This is a genomic window from Brevundimonas sp. (assembly GCF_030704825.1).
Classification (GTDB): Bacteria; Pseudomonadota; Alphaproteobacteria; order Caulobacterales; family Caulobacteraceae; genus Brevundimonas.
Map to the genome: position 1 here is coordinate 1 of NZ_JAUYNX010000011.1, position 12,774 is coordinate 12,774.

At 71.7% G+C, this 12,774-nt stretch carries 14 protein-coding genes; 6 read left to right on the forward strand and 8 right to left on the reverse strand.

The window, feature by feature from the left end:
• Window positions 1-1,159 (reverse strand): DUF2793 domain-containing protein (locus Q8Q71_RS03610; protein ID WP_305758271.1); only part of this gene is annotated, 1,159 nt, incomplete at its 3' end.
• Window positions 1,160-1,332: 173 nt separating this feature from the next.
• The gene (locus tag Q8Q71_RS03615) at window positions 1,333-1,806 is read right to left on the reverse strand and encodes a DUF4112 domain-containing protein (protein WP_305758272.1); all 474 of its coding nucleotides are present in this window, start codon (window positions 1,804-1,806) and stop codon (window positions 1,333-1,335) included.
• Between the two features lie 33 nt (window positions 1,807-1,839).
• Between Q8Q71_RS03615 and Q8Q71_RS03620 the strand changes: the two genes are divergently transcribed.
• Window positions 1,840-2,838 carry an endonuclease/exonuclease/phosphatase family protein gene (locus Q8Q71_RS03620; protein WP_305758273.1) on the forward strand — a complete coding sequence of 333 codons (999 nt, stop codon included), beginning with the start codon at window positions 1,840-1,842 and terminating at the stop codon, window positions 2,836-2,838.
• On the opposite strand, the gene Q8Q71_RS03625 is transcribed toward Q8Q71_RS03620, so the two are convergent.
• The 6 genes from Q8Q71_RS03625 to Q8Q71_RS03650 form a co-directional block, all read right to left on the reverse strand.
• Window positions 2,819-4,039: a CCA tRNA nucleotidyltransferase gene (locus Q8Q71_RS03625; protein WP_305758274.1), complete on the reverse strand. Its 1,221-nt coding sequence runs from the start codon at window positions 4,037-4,039 to the stop codon at window positions 2,819-2,821. The genes Q8Q71_RS03620 and Q8Q71_RS03625 overlap by 20 nt on opposite strands.
• On the reverse strand, window positions 4,036-4,698 hold the full coding sequence (locus Q8Q71_RS03630; protein ID WP_305758275.1) for a CoA pyrophosphatase: 663 nt from the start codon (window positions 4,696-4,698) through the stop codon (window positions 4,036-4,038). Before Q8Q71_RS03630 ends, Q8Q71_RS03625 begins: the two co-directional genes overlap by 4 nt.
• Window positions 4,695-5,261 carry a DUF1285 domain-containing protein gene (locus Q8Q71_RS03635; protein WP_305758276.1) on the reverse strand — a complete coding sequence of 189 codons (567 nt, stop codon included), beginning with the start codon at window positions 5,259-5,261 and terminating at the stop codon, window positions 4,695-4,697. Before Q8Q71_RS03635 ends, Q8Q71_RS03630 begins: the two co-directional genes overlap by 4 nt.
• A gap of 261 nt (window positions 5,262-5,522) precedes the next feature.
• Entirely contained in the window at window positions 5,523-6,014 is a 492-nt protein-coding gene (locus Q8Q71_RS03640) for a GNAT family N-acetyltransferase (protein ID WP_305758277.1), read from the reverse strand.
• Window positions 6,015-6,048: 34 nt separating this feature from the next.
• Window positions 6,049-6,822: an enoyl-CoA hydratase gene (locus tag Q8Q71_RS03645; RefSeq protein WP_305758278.1), complete on the reverse strand. Its 774-nt coding sequence runs from the start codon at window positions 6,820-6,822 to the stop codon at window positions 6,049-6,051.
• Entirely contained in the window at window positions 6,819-7,910 is a 1,092-nt protein-coding gene (locus Q8Q71_RS03650) for an MBL fold metallo-hydrolase (RefSeq protein ID WP_305758279.1), read from the reverse strand. The genes Q8Q71_RS03645 and Q8Q71_RS03650 overlap by 4 nt, the downstream gene beginning before the upstream one ends.
• 134 nt (window positions 7,911-8,044) lie before the next feature.
• Between Q8Q71_RS03650 and Q8Q71_RS03655 the strand changes: the two genes are divergently transcribed.
• The 5 genes from Q8Q71_RS03655 (at window position 8,045) to Q8Q71_RS03675 (ending at window position 12,509) form a co-directional block, all read left to right on the forward strand.
• Window positions 8,045-9,022, forward strand: coding sequence for a hypothetical protein (locus Q8Q71_RS03655; RefSeq protein ID WP_305758280.1), 978 nt, complete (start codon window positions 8,045-8,047; stop codon window positions 9,020-9,022).
• A 108-nt stretch (window positions 9,023-9,130) separates the two neighbouring features.
• Entirely contained in the window at window positions 9,131-9,928 is a 798-nt protein-coding gene (xth, locus tag Q8Q71_RS03660) for an exodeoxyribonuclease III (RefSeq protein ID WP_305758281.1), read from the forward strand.
• A 125-nt stretch (window positions 9,929-10,053) separates the two neighbouring features.
• Window positions 10,054-10,569: a hypothetical protein gene (locus Q8Q71_RS03665; protein WP_305758282.1), complete on the forward strand. Its 516-nt coding sequence runs from the start codon at window positions 10,054-10,056 to the stop codon at window positions 10,567-10,569.
• Window positions 10,570-10,661: 92 nt separating this feature from the next.
• Window positions 10,662-11,567 (forward strand): cobalamin biosynthesis protein CbiG, encoded by a 906-nt coding sequence (locus tag Q8Q71_RS03670; RefSeq protein WP_305758283.1) that lies wholly within the window; start codon window positions 10,662-10,664, stop codon window positions 11,565-11,567.
• Window positions 11,568-11,570: 3 nt separating this feature from the next.
• On the forward strand, window positions 11,571-12,509 hold the full coding sequence (locus Q8Q71_RS03675) for a glycerophosphodiester phosphodiesterase family protein (protein ID WP_305758478.1): 939 nt from the start codon (window positions 11,571-11,573) through the stop codon (window positions 12,507-12,509).
• Window positions 12,510-12,774: the final 265 nt, after the last annotated feature.

Sequence of the window (12,774 nt, forward strand, 5' to 3'; positions counted from 1 at the left end):
CGCCGCCGGCGCCGCCCCCGCCCGGCGCATCGGGCCGGTCGAGACTGCGGCCGGTTCCGCCGCCTGCGGCCACGCTGGAGGCTCCGCCGCCGTTGGACGCGGGCATGCCCGCGCCGCCCGACCCCGCCGCGCCGCCTGAAACCCCGTCCAGCCCGCCGCCGCCGCCCGGGGCGGTCACCAGGGGAAGGCCGTCCAGCAGGACGCGGCTGTCGCCGCCGTCCGCCCCCGGCCCGGCCAGGCCTCCGGCGCCGCCGGGGCCGACCACGACAGTCAGGAAGCCGGGCAGCTCCTCGACCGGCCATTCGCTCCGGCCGATCCCGCCGGCGCCGCCGCCGCCGCCGAAGCGGTCGCCAGACACGCCGAAGCCGCCCGCGCCGCCCCCGCCTCCTCCGCCGACGGCGATCGCCTCGACCGACCGGGCCCAGGCCGGCGGGGTGTAGACGCCGTCGGCGCCGAACACGGTCACGGACCGGCGACCCGCCCCCAGGGCGAAGGTCGCCCGTCCCGTCGTCCGGTCGACCGAAAAGGCCTCCCGCCAGTCGGAGCCGTCGCCGCTCACCTTCAGCCGCAGGTCGTCATCGCCCACCAGGCCGAGTTCCGCCCTGCCGCCCCAGCCGCTCTGGAACAGCAACGACAGGACATCCCCGGCGGCCTCCTTGTTCAGCGTCAGACGCAGGTCCCCGGTCCCGCCCGAGGCGGCGTCCAGGGCGGTCCACAGCGCGGTGTTCAGGCGGGCCGCGAACGGGCTGGCGGCGTCCGCGGTCGTTCCCAGCCCCAGCCGACCCAGGTTCTGCGCCACGCCCAGCCGCGCTCCCAGCGGCGCCCAGGCGCCCGCGTGCCGCACCACCAGTTCGTCGGCGTCCAGGACAAGGGCGATCAGCCCGTCCGGCGCCGCGATCCCGGTCCAGCCGCCGCCTTCCGCCCGCATCAGCGCCCCGGCGGGCTTGCCGTCCCAGTCAGCGCCCGAGGCGTCCGCCGGCAGGATCCACAGGGCTCCGTCCGCCGCGGAGGGCGGCTGGGCCGCCGTCGTACGGCTGACCACGGCGGTCTGGACCAGGGCGTCCAGCCGGGTCAGGGCCTCGTTCAGGGTGACATGCTTCTGCATCTGCCCCGCCGCCAGATAGGGCAGCGTCAGTCGGGCGCTGTGGTCGTCGCTCATCGAAAAATCTCCGGACATCGTCGTCGGAGATCAGTGTGGACGCCCCTCTTCCTGCGGCGCGCAAATGACGCTGCAGGCGACAAATTTCATCGTCTTTTCAACGAAACGGCCCGCAAAATTACTATGTCTGGCGATGAAATTGTAGCAGTCTCCGGCCCGGTTCCGCCGATGTTTCAGTCGTGCAGATAGACGATGCGGCGCAGCTTCGGGTTCCGCCGCATGTCGGCGACATGGCTCTCGTGCGCGCCTGACGCCCGGGCCTCGCGCTCGTTCGCCTCGACCCAGTGGGTGCTCTCGATATCCTTCTGCAGCGCCTTGGCCGCCATCAGGTGGCCGGGGAACAGCAGGTCGACGACGTCGGGAGCGAACGGGATCACCTCGCCGACCACCGTCGTGGCGCTGTCCAGACCCAGATAGCTGACCATCCGCATGAGGGTGCCGGGCGTCGCCTTCGCCTTCATCGCCTGGACCAGCAGCCAGCCCGCCGCGCCGACGCTGTAGACCGTGCCCACCACCGGTATCCAGGTCAGCAGGCCGTCCAGGCCGATCCCGAACGGACCGACGCCCACGGCCCGGTCGGACAGCTTCTTCACGCCCTCGACATTGGACCAGATTTTCTCGATATCCGCGACGGACCGTCTGGCCATGCCTGCCCTCCTGAAGCGAGACCGTAACGCGCCATGACGAACCCCGTTCACCATGAAAGGCAAGGCCGGCGTTTCCGGCTTCCGGCGTGGACGTTGAAGCGGGGGCTGGAGGTCCTGTTCCTGCTGGGTCTGGCCCCCGTCGTGGCGCTCACGGGCCTTGTGCTCGCCGGCGTCGACAACCGGGCCGTCGACCTGCTGGCCCAGTTCGTGGCGCCGGCGCTGTCCGCGACGGTCCTTCTGACCGCCGGCCTTGCGCTGTTGCGGATGAGGGCCGCAGCGGGCCTGGCCGGGTTCGCCGGTCTCCTGCTGGTCCTGGCCGTCTGGCCCCAGTGGTTCCCCGGCGGGCCCGCGGGCGAGCCGGACGCGCCTGTGGTGCGTCTGTATTCCGCCAACCTCTTCTATCTGAACAACGACACCGCCCGGATTCGTCAGTCGATCGAGGCCGCCGACGCCGACATCGTCGTCCTGATCGAACTGGCCAGCGATCCGGCGCTGAAGATCGACGAACTGCTCGCGGGCTATCCGCACCGCGCCGCCTCGATGCGGCTGGACCAGACCCGCGGCCCATCCCGGTCGGTGATCGCCTCGCGCTGGCCGCTGACCCCGCGGGCCGACCCGCCGGACGGCCTCCATTCAGTCGCGGCGACCGTCCGGACGCCGCTGGGCCCGGTCAATGTCGTCGGCGTCCACCTGACCCGACCCTGGCCGTTCCAGCACTCCTGGGGCCAGATCAGCCAGACCATGGCGCTGGATACGGTGATCGAGGGTCTCGACGGCCCGGTCGTGGCGGCGGGGGACTTCAACAGCGTCTCGAGCGCCCGCATCGGCAAACAGGTCCGGCGGGACCTCGGCCTGCATCCCGCGCCCGGCTTCCCCGGCACCTGGCCGGGCGACCTGCCCGCCGTTCTCGGCATCACCATCGACCAGGTCTACGCCTCGCCGGACCTGGCTTTCGTCAGCCGCCGTCTGGGCGGCTCCACGGGCTCGGACCATCGCCCGGTGGTGACCGGGATCACCCGCGCGGCGCGCTGACCAGGGCGGCCAACCTTTCGGCGTGGCCGTGCGGTGGAAAGTCGTCGGCGATCCAGCTCTCCTCGAAGGCCTTGAGCAGTCGGCCCGTCTCCGGTCCGGGCTCGACGCCCAGCCGCGCCAGCTCGCGCCCGCCGACGGGCATGGGCGGCCGCTTCCAGTCTTCGGCGACGGCGAGAAGGCGGCGGGCGGTGACGGCCTCGCCCGGAGCCCCGGCCCAGCGCCGGAACAGGGCGTCGGCGACGGCCCGGCGTCCGTGGCGCCAGACGGCGGCGCGGACCGCGGCTTCGTTCATCGTCAGGCTGACCATGGGCGCAATCCGTGCGGCGGCGGCCAACCGGTCGCGGATGGAGTTTGACAACCGCAGGCGGGCCGAAGCGTCTCTCGCCAGCCTCTCGTCCGCCGGAAGAAGCGCCGCCAGCCGCACCACCGGGTCGGAACTCAGCCCGACCACCGCCTCGAACAGCTGGCTCGACCCGGCCTCCGGCAGGACCTGGGCCAGCACGCCGGTCCCGGTCATCGCCGTCACGGCGGGGCGCGGATCGGGCGCCGCCAGCAGGGTCATCAGCTCCTTGGACACCCGCTCGGCGGACAGGCGCGTCATGCCCGACACGAGCGCCCGGCAGGCTTCCAGCGCCGCCGCGTCGGGGTCGCCCCGACCATACCACGCATGGAAGCGGAAGAAGCGCAGTATGCGCAGATAGTCCTCGCTGATGCGGGTTCGCGGATCGCCGACGAAGACGATCCGCCCGGCCTCGGCGTCCGCCAGCCCCTCCCCCGTCGGATCGAACACCCGACCCTCGGCGTCGGCGTAGAGGGCGTTGAGGCGGAAATCCCGGCGCGCGGCGTCCTCGGCCCAGTCGTCCGTGAAGGCGACGGTGGCGTTGCGGCCGTCGGTGGAAACGTCGCGGCGCAGGGTGGTGATCTCGAACGGCTGGCGCTCCGACACCGCGGTCACCGTGCCGTGGGTCATGCCGGTGGGCACGGATTTCAACCCGGCCGCGCGGATGGCGCGGTCGGTCTCCTCCGGCTTCAGCGTGGTGGCGATATCGATGTCGGCCACCGGCGCGCCGATCAGGGCGTTGCGCACGCAGCCGCCGACGAAGCGGGCGCAGCCGGGGCCGCCCGCCGCCTCCAGCGCCGCCATCACAGCCCGCGTGGACGAGGCCGTCAGCCAGGGCTGGTCCGTCAGCCGAACGCTCATGCCGCATCCTCCGCCGCCGCCGCGTCGGGCGCGGCCTCGAGACCGTACAGCCGCGTATGCAGGGCCCGGATGATCCCCGCTGTCACCCCCCAGATGTAGCGCTCGCCCCAGGGCATGGCCCAGAACCAGCGCGGCGGCTGGCCGTCCCGCTCGTACGAGTCCTGGCGGTGGTTGGCGACGTCCATCAGGAAGTCCCACGGGACCTCGAACACCTCCGCCACCTCGTCCAGGGCGGGCGTGGTCGCGGGCCGTTCCGTCAACCAGCCGACCACCGGCGTCACCAGAAAGCCCGTGCCGGTCTCATAGGCGTCGCCCAGCCCCAGCACCTCCACCAGGGCAGGATCCAGCGCCACCTCCTCGAAGGCTTCGCGCAGGGCGGCGTCGACGGCGGTCTCGCCGGGGTCGAGCCGGCCGCCGGGGAAGGCGATCTGCCCCGTATGGCTGGCCAGACTGTCCGATCGCCGGGTCATCAGCACCTTGGCCCCCTCCGGCTCGGCGATCACCGGAATCAGCACCGCCGCGGGCCGCAACGTGCGATCCGGACGCGCCGCGCCCGGATTGAGGTCGAAGTCCGACCGCGCCGGGACCCTGTCCGGGCTCCAGCCGGCAGCGGGCTCCAGCCGCTCGATCAGGCGTGCACGCAGGGTGGACAGGCTCATTCCACGCCCGCTCCGACCGGGCCGAGCGCGAAGGCCGCGCCATTCGAGCGCACCGTCAACCGCCCGTCCGCGACGTCCGCCATCTCGACCAGTTCATAGAAGACCGGCCGGGCGATCCGCGCCCATAGATCGGCCCGGACGCGCACCGATGGGGAGGGCTCGCCCGTCTCCGGATCCGTCTCGACCACGATGGGGTGTTCAGGCCCCGCCCCGGCCTCGTCGCCGACATCGGTGGTGAAGACCAGCGCCTCCCCGCGCCGCTCCACGGTCACCGCCCGGAACGGCAGGTCCTCGACCGTGATCGACAGCTTCTCGCCCGGCGTGACCAGCACATAGCCGTCGTCGTCCTTGCGCAGCACCGTCGAGAACAGCCGCACCAGCTCGGCCCGGCCGATCGGCGAGCCTTCGTGCATCCAGACGCCGTCGCGGCGGATGACGATGTCGATCTCGCCGCAGTGCGCCGGATGCCACAGATGCACGGGCGGCAGGCCCCGGCCCGGCGCCTGTTTCGCCGCCTCGGCGATGGCGGCCAGTCCTGTCTTGCTGTCGGCGGTGGATGCCATGGTCCAGACTTAGGCGTCGTGACGGCGGCGGCAAACCCCTGTCGGCTCTATCTCCCCCCTACGTCCATATCCGACGCAGGCGCACGGCATCATGACCGCCGTCCAGTCCGGACGGGTCTTTTGACAATCGAATACCGCGCGCGCCCGCCGTCGACGCCGTGCGGACGGAGTGGACGCTTCGCACGCTTCGGACGCTGTTTTCGCACGCGTACGGAGCGCACGCAGCGGACGCTTCGCACACTTCGCACTGTGTTTTTTCCGTCAGCCCTGACTGACGGCGCGCGCCAGACCGGCGGGCTCTCCCTCGCCTCGCCACAGCAGGCGGGCGCGATCGACCGGGCCGGACAGTCGCACGTCGGGCGCGACGGCGAAGCCGAAACGCTCGAAATAGCCCACGTCTCCGACCAGCAGGATGCCGACGCCGAGGCTGGCGGCGTGGTCCACGCAAGCCTGGACCAGATCGGCGCCCAGCCCGGCCTTGCGGCTGTCCGGGGCCACCGCGATGGGCCCCAGGAACAGGGCCGGGGTCTCGCCGATCGTGATCCGCCACAGGCGCACCGATCCGATCGGCCGTCCCTCGTCGCGCGCCACGAAGGCCGCCGCCACGCTCGAGCGCTCGCGCAGCCGCTCCGCCGTCTTGGCGAACCGGCCCGGGCCGAAGGCGGCCAGGACCAGCGCCTCGACCGCGGCGGCGTCGGCGGGCGTCTCGGCTTCGATGCGCACAGGCGCGGGCTTGGGCACGACGTCGAACATCAGGCGGCGCAACTAGGACCGTCGCCCAGCCGAATCAACCGGCTTTCGAGAAATCGGGCGCGCGCTTCTGGCTGAAGGCCATGAAGGCCTCCATCGCCTCGGGACTCTTCATCTGGCTGCCGAAGACCTCGCCTTCGCGCTGCATCAGCGCCCAGAGGCGTTCGGAATCCCGCATCAGCGCCTTGGTCCGGCGGATCGAGTTCGGCGCGCGGGACGCCAGCTTGCCGGCCAGCTCCAGCGCCGTCGCCTCGACCTGGTCGGCCGGAACCGCCCGGTTGGCCAGGCCCCAGGCCAGCGCGGTCCGCCCGTCGATCGGTTCGCCGAGGGCGAAGATCTCGAACGCCCGCTGATGCCCCAGCACCGCCGGCAGAAGCAGCGACGAGGCCGCTTCCGGCGCCAGCGCCAGGTTGATGAAGGGCGCCGACAGCAGCGCATCCTCCGCCACCACCACCATGTCGCAATGGAGCAGCAGGGTCAGGCCGATGCCGACCGCCCGGCCCCGCACGGCGGCGACCGCCGGCTTGTCCAGCTCGGCCAGGGCCTTCAGGAAGCGGAAAACCGACATGTCCAGCGGCTCGCCGGTCTGCGATCCGATGGCGATGAAGTCGGCGATGTCGTTGCCGGCCGAGAAGCTGTCGCCCTCGCTCCGGAACAACAGCACCCGGACCGCCTCGTCCGTGCGCGCCCGTTCCGTCGCGTCCGAGAGGGCCGCGTACATGGCCTGGGTGATGGCGTTCTTCTTCTCCGGCCGCGCCAGGGTGACGGTCAGGACGCCGCCCTCAAGCCCGGTGCGAATATGGTCGGTCACGCCGCCTCTCCCTGTTCGATGATGGTCCACCAGTCGACGCCCCCGGCGTCCCGGGTCCGGCTGACCCGGCCCCGTTGCAGCAGATAGTTCAGATGCGCGATCGCCTCGCCCGTCGCCATGCCGCGGACGCCGTCGCCGACGGGCCGCGCGAACAGGGCGGAAAAGACGTCCACCGCCCGCCGGGGCTCCCGCAGCGTCCGCTCCAGCCGCCTGAGGGCGGTCAGATGTCCCCGGATCAGGGCGTCCAGCCGGTTCTGCACGCCCTGGAACGGCTCGCCATGCGAGGGCAGCACCAGCACGTCGTCGGGGAACACCGTCTTCATCCGCTCCAGCGAGGCCAGCCAGTCGCCCAACGGATCGGCGTCCGGCTCGGTCGGCCAGACCGAGACATTGGACGAAATCCTCGGCAGGATCTGATCGCCGCCCAGCACCACGCCATCGTCCTCGCGCCACAGGCAGGCGTGTTCGGGACTGTGCCCCTCCCCGACCACCACCCGCCAGTCGCGGCCGCCGATGCCGAGGCGGTCGCCCTCGCGCATCCGGACATAGCCGGAGGGCATGGCTGAAACGGCGCGGCCGAACTGGCCGTACTCCCGGCGATACGTCTCGACCTGCGCCTCGTCCCAGCCGGCCGCGCGATAGTGGACGGCGCCCGCTTCCGGCGCCGGCTGGCCGGTGTCGGCCAGCAGCATCCGCGCCGTGACGTATTCCAGCCGGGTCATCACCAGCGGCGCCTCGAGCCGTTCGCACAGCCAGCCGGCCAGGCCGATGTGGTCGGGATGCATGTGGGTGCAGATCACCCGCGTCACCGGCTTTCCGCCCAGCGGGCCGGCCAGCAGGGCTTCCCAGCGGTCCCGCGAATCGGGAATGTTCAGGCCGGTGTCGACCAGGGCCCAGCCGTCGCCGTCCTCGACCGCATAGACGTTGATGTGGTTCAGCGCGATCGGCATCGACAGCCGCATCCACAACACGCCGGGCGCGACCTCGACCGCCTCGCCGGACGCCGGCGGGGCCGGATACGGATAGGTCAGGCCGCGCGCGTCGCGCGAAGCCGGGTCAGTCTCCGCCGGGGCGACGCCGTCCGCCAAGTCCGTCTCCAATCGAAACTCAGCCTAGATAAGCCGAACGGACCGTTCCCGTCCAGACGCGGACACCGGTTGGCCTTGACCGCGCCATGGAGGGCCTTCAAACGCTTTGGAAGTTCACCAGCAGGAGTTCCCCCGTGTCCCTGACCAAGCTTCTCGCCCTGGCGGCCGGCGCCCTTGCGTTGTCCCTGGCCGTCGCCGAGCCCGCGCTCGCCCAGTATACGCCCCAGCCCGGATCGGCCGCGGCCAGCACGGACCGCCCGGCCGACGCCCAGGAAGCCCAGCCCGAGTCGAACCGCGCGACCCGCACCCGGGACCCGCGCGGCCGCCGGAACCGCGATCAGGCCCCGCAGCCCAGCGCCGAGGAGGTCAAGACCGCCGTCCGGGCCCAGCTGACGGCGGCGGGCGTGGTCTGCGAGGTCACCGAGGCCTCCCTGCTGGGCGTGAACCCCGAGCAGCAATCGCTGTACGAGGCCGTCTGCGCCTCGGGGCCCGGCTATCTGGCCCTGGCGTCCACCCCGCCCCAGGTCTTCAACTGCCTGGAGCTGGCCGGCCAGGCCGAGACCTCCCGTCTCCGCGATCCGGCGGCCAACGTCGGCCAGCAGTGCACCCTTCCCGCCAACCAGAACGGCCTGGCCGTCATCGGCGGCTTCGCCCGCGACGCCGGCCTGGCCTGCACGACCGACCAGGCCGCCGCGATCGGCAAGAGCGCCGCCGGCAACCTCATCTACGAGGTCGGCTGCTCCGAGGGCGTTGGCTACTGGGTCGAGAAGCTCCAGGACGGCTGGAAGACCACTCCGTGCTGGGACCTGGCGCTCTCGAACACGGCCTGCCGCTACACCACGCCCGCCGAGGTGCTGGCGTCGTGGCGGGGCGTCCTGGCCGACTCCCCGGCCGCGCCCTGCGACGTCCAGCAGGCCCGCCGCGTCGGCCGCGACGCCCAGGGGCTGACGGTCTACGAGGTCAAATGCACCGCCGGCGACGGCTATTTCGTCCGCGTCGACGCCGCCTGGAAGGCGCAGCAGTTCCACCCCTGCGCCACCGCCCAGAACATCGGCGGAGGCTGCACCCTGACGCCGGCTCCCGCCGCCGCGCCGGCGACGTCCGAACAATAGCCGGTCCTCCGGGGCCCGATGAACGACGCCCCGGAGTTCGCTCCGGGGCGTTTTCGTTTGGGCGATGCCCGCTTCACAGACGGCCCCGATGCGCCGTAAGCATGGCGCATGCGCATCGCCACCTGGAACGTGAACTCGGTCAACGCCCGCCTGCCGACGGTGCTGGCGTGGCTGGAGGCCGCCCGGCCGGACGTGGTCGGCTTCCAGGAGATCAAATGCCTGGACGAGAAATTCCCGCGGGAGGCCTTCGAGTCGCTCGGCTACAATGTCGAGACCAACGGCCAGAAGACCTACAACGGCGTCGCCCTGCTGTCGAAATATCCCCTGTCCGACGTGCGCCGCGGCCTGCCCGGCGTCGACGCCTCGGGCTTCGAGGCCGAGTTCGAACAGGCGCGCTACATCGAGGCGGTGATCGAGGCCCCCCGTCCCGTTCGCATCGGCTGCCTCTACCTGCCCAACGGCAATCCGATCGGGACCGAGAAATTTGCCTACAAGCTGGCGTGGATGGACCGGCTGCAGGCCCATGCGAAGGATCTGCTGCGGCAGGAAGAGGCCTTCACCCTGTGCGGCGACTACAACGTCATCCCGACGCCGGAGGACGCCCGGAACCCGTCGGCCTGGGTCACGGACGCCCTGTTCCAGCCCGGGAGCCGGGCCGCCTTCCGCGCCCTGCGCCATCTCGGCCTGTCGGACGCCGGCGAACTGGGCAAGCAGCCGCCCGGGACCTTCACCTTCTGGGACTACCAGGCCGGGGCCTGGCAGCGCGACCACGGCATCCGCATCGACTTCCACCTGCTCTCGCCCCAGGCCGCCGACCGCTTCGTGGGGGTCGAGACCCATCGCGACGCCCGCGACATGGACAAGCCTTCGGATCACGTCCCCGTCGTCGTCGAACTGGAGGACTAGGACGTGATCCCGAAAAGTGTGAGCGGTTTTCGGACGAGATCACGTCCCGGTATGATGCTGGACCTCGATTCACGGCATCAGTGGAACCGCGAAGCGGTTCCCCCTCAGCCGATCGAGGTCTAGCCGTGGCCGACGCGCTCCGGGTCATCCTGCTGGTGGCGCTGGCGGCGGCGGCCCTGACCACGGCCGCCCTGGTCCTGGCCTGGTGGATGGAACCCGTCCGCCGCATGCGCCGGGCCCTGCTCAAGTCGCTCGGCGCCACGCCGGAGGCCGAGGCCCTGTCGCCCGCCGAGGGCCGCGCCGCCGGCCTCGACTTCGACGGCGCCCAGGTCGCCGTGCTGTGGAACCGCGGCGGCTCGGGTCTGGTCTACGCCTTCGAGGAGATCGAGGGCGGCGAGATCATCGTCGACGGTCATGTCGTCGCCCGCGTCCGCCGCGGCGAGGCCCGCAAGGCGCTGGACCTGATGGCCCCCGACGCCGAACAGGTGGTGCTGCGGCTGATGTTCGCCGACGCCCGCCACCCCGAGTTCGAACTGGCCCTTTGGGACGCCACCCTGCCGGTCCAGACCAGTTCGCCCGGCGAGGCCCTGAGGCTCGGCCGCCGCTGGCTGTCGCATCTGGAGGCGCTGCTGAAGGGGTGACCCAACGGATGATTTGGGTCCGGCCATTGCCGCTCCACGGGGCGGAGGGCTAGAACCCCCCATCCCCGTTCCCGAGTTCCCGAGGAGCCCCCGTGGCCCGCCTGTTTGACGCCTACATCATCGCCGACTGGACCGCCGCCGAGGGCAGGAAGCTGGGCGAAGGTTCGGTGTGGCTCGGCGTGGCCAAGCGGGACGTGCGGTTCCGCCTCTATACCGAGACCCACAATGTCGCGACCCGGGCCGAGGGCGAGGCCCTGCTGGCCTCCCTGCTGGCCGAGCACCGCAAGCGCGGCGACCGGGTGCTGGTCGGGTTCGACTTCAATTTCGGCTTCCCCGCCGGCACGGCCGCGCGGCTGAAGCTGACGGGAACGCCATGGTCGGCGATGTGGAAATTCCTCGCCTCCAACGTGGTCGACAAGGCCGACAACACCAACAACCGTTATCAGGTCGCGGCCAAGATCAACCGGCTGATGACCGACGAGGCCTGGCCCATGTGGGGCGCTCCGGCCAATCAGGCCCAGCGCTGGCTGACCACGACCAAGCCGCCGGCCGGCGCGGGCGCGGACATCCCCGAGTACCGCGCCACCCAGACCGCGGTGCGCAAGGGCAGGCTCCAGCCCAAATCGGTCTGGCAGATGCACGGCGCCGGCGCGGTCGGCGGGCAGACGCTGGTGGGCGTGCCGGCCGTGCGCCGCCTGCTGGAGACGCTCGGCCCCTCGGGCGCCGTCTGGCCGTTCGGCACCGGCTGGCGGGCGCTGGAGCCGGCCGATGTCGAGCCCCTCTCGGCCCTGGTGGTCGAGGTCTATCCGTCGATGTTCGACGTGAAGCCCGCACCGGGCGAGTTCAAGGACCAGGCCCAGGTCCGCCTCACGGCCGAGCATTTCGCGAAGCTGGACGAGGCGGGAAGCCTGTCCGCCGCCTTCGCCCCGCCCAGGGACGCGGACGAGGCCCTGATCGCGAAGGTCGAGCAGGAAGAGGGCTGGATCCTGGGGGCCTGACGGCTGGGCCGGCCCCTGATCATCGCCCATCGCGGCGCTTCGGGCGAACGGCCGGAGCACACCCGCGCGGCGTATGAACGGGCCATCGAACAGGGCGCCGACTTTATCGAACCCGATCTGGTGATGAGCCGGGACGGCGTGCTGATCGTGCGCCACGAGAACGAGATTTCCGGCACGACCGACGTCGCCGCCCGGCCGGCGTTCGCCGCCCGTCGCGCGACCAGGACCGTCGACGGCCGGTCCGTGACCGGATGGTTCGCCGAGGACTTCACCCTCGCCGAGCTGAAGACGCTGCGCGCCCGGGAGCGCCTGCCCGAGCTGCGGCCCGCCAACACGGCCTTCGACGGGCGCGAGCCGATCCTGACCTTCGACGAGGCGCTCGACATCGCCGCGGCGGCGGGCGTCGGGATCGCGCCCGAGCTCAAGCATCCGTCCTGTTTCGCCGCCCTCGGCCTGCCGATGGAGGACGCCTTTATCGGGGCGCTGGAGCGACGGGGTTTGACGGGTCCGGACGCCCCGATCCTGATCCAGTGTTTCGAGGTCGGGACGCTGCAGCGCCTGCGCCACCGGATCGCCGCGCCGCTGCTGCAACTGGTCGCCGCGTCCGGCGGCCCGTTCGACCGGCCCGACCTGACCTTCGCCGCCATGACCACGCCCGAAGGCCTCGCCGGGATCGCCGGATACGGCAGCTGGATCGGCGCCGACACAGCCCTGATCGAACCGGCGCCCGACGCCCCGACCGCCCTGATCGCCGACGCCCACGCCGCCGGCCTGAGGGTCGCCGGCTGGACCTTCCGCGCCGAGAACGCCTTCCTGCCGGAGGGCGACCGGATCGGCGACGCCCCGGCGGCGCACGGGCGGCTGAGGGAGCGGCTGGCCCGGTTCGCGGCCCATGGGCTGGATGCGGCGTTCATGGATCAGCCGGATCTGGCCAACCGCTGACCCGGATCAGGACTTTCGCCCCGGACAGGCCGCCCTTCTCGCCCCCGAAACCCGCCCTTCCCGTCCCTCATGAAAATTTTCTTCCTGGCGCCCGTTCCAGCGGCCGTAAAATACCCGTGTCGATCTCCGGATCGCCGCCAGGTCTTTGACAATCCAGCCTCCACGCCGCGACCGCCCAGGCGCGGCGACACACCCGAACGCCCGGACGCGTGTCCTCAAAGGGGCGAGAGTAGCGGAATTCGCATTTTTCGGTCGAAGCGAGACT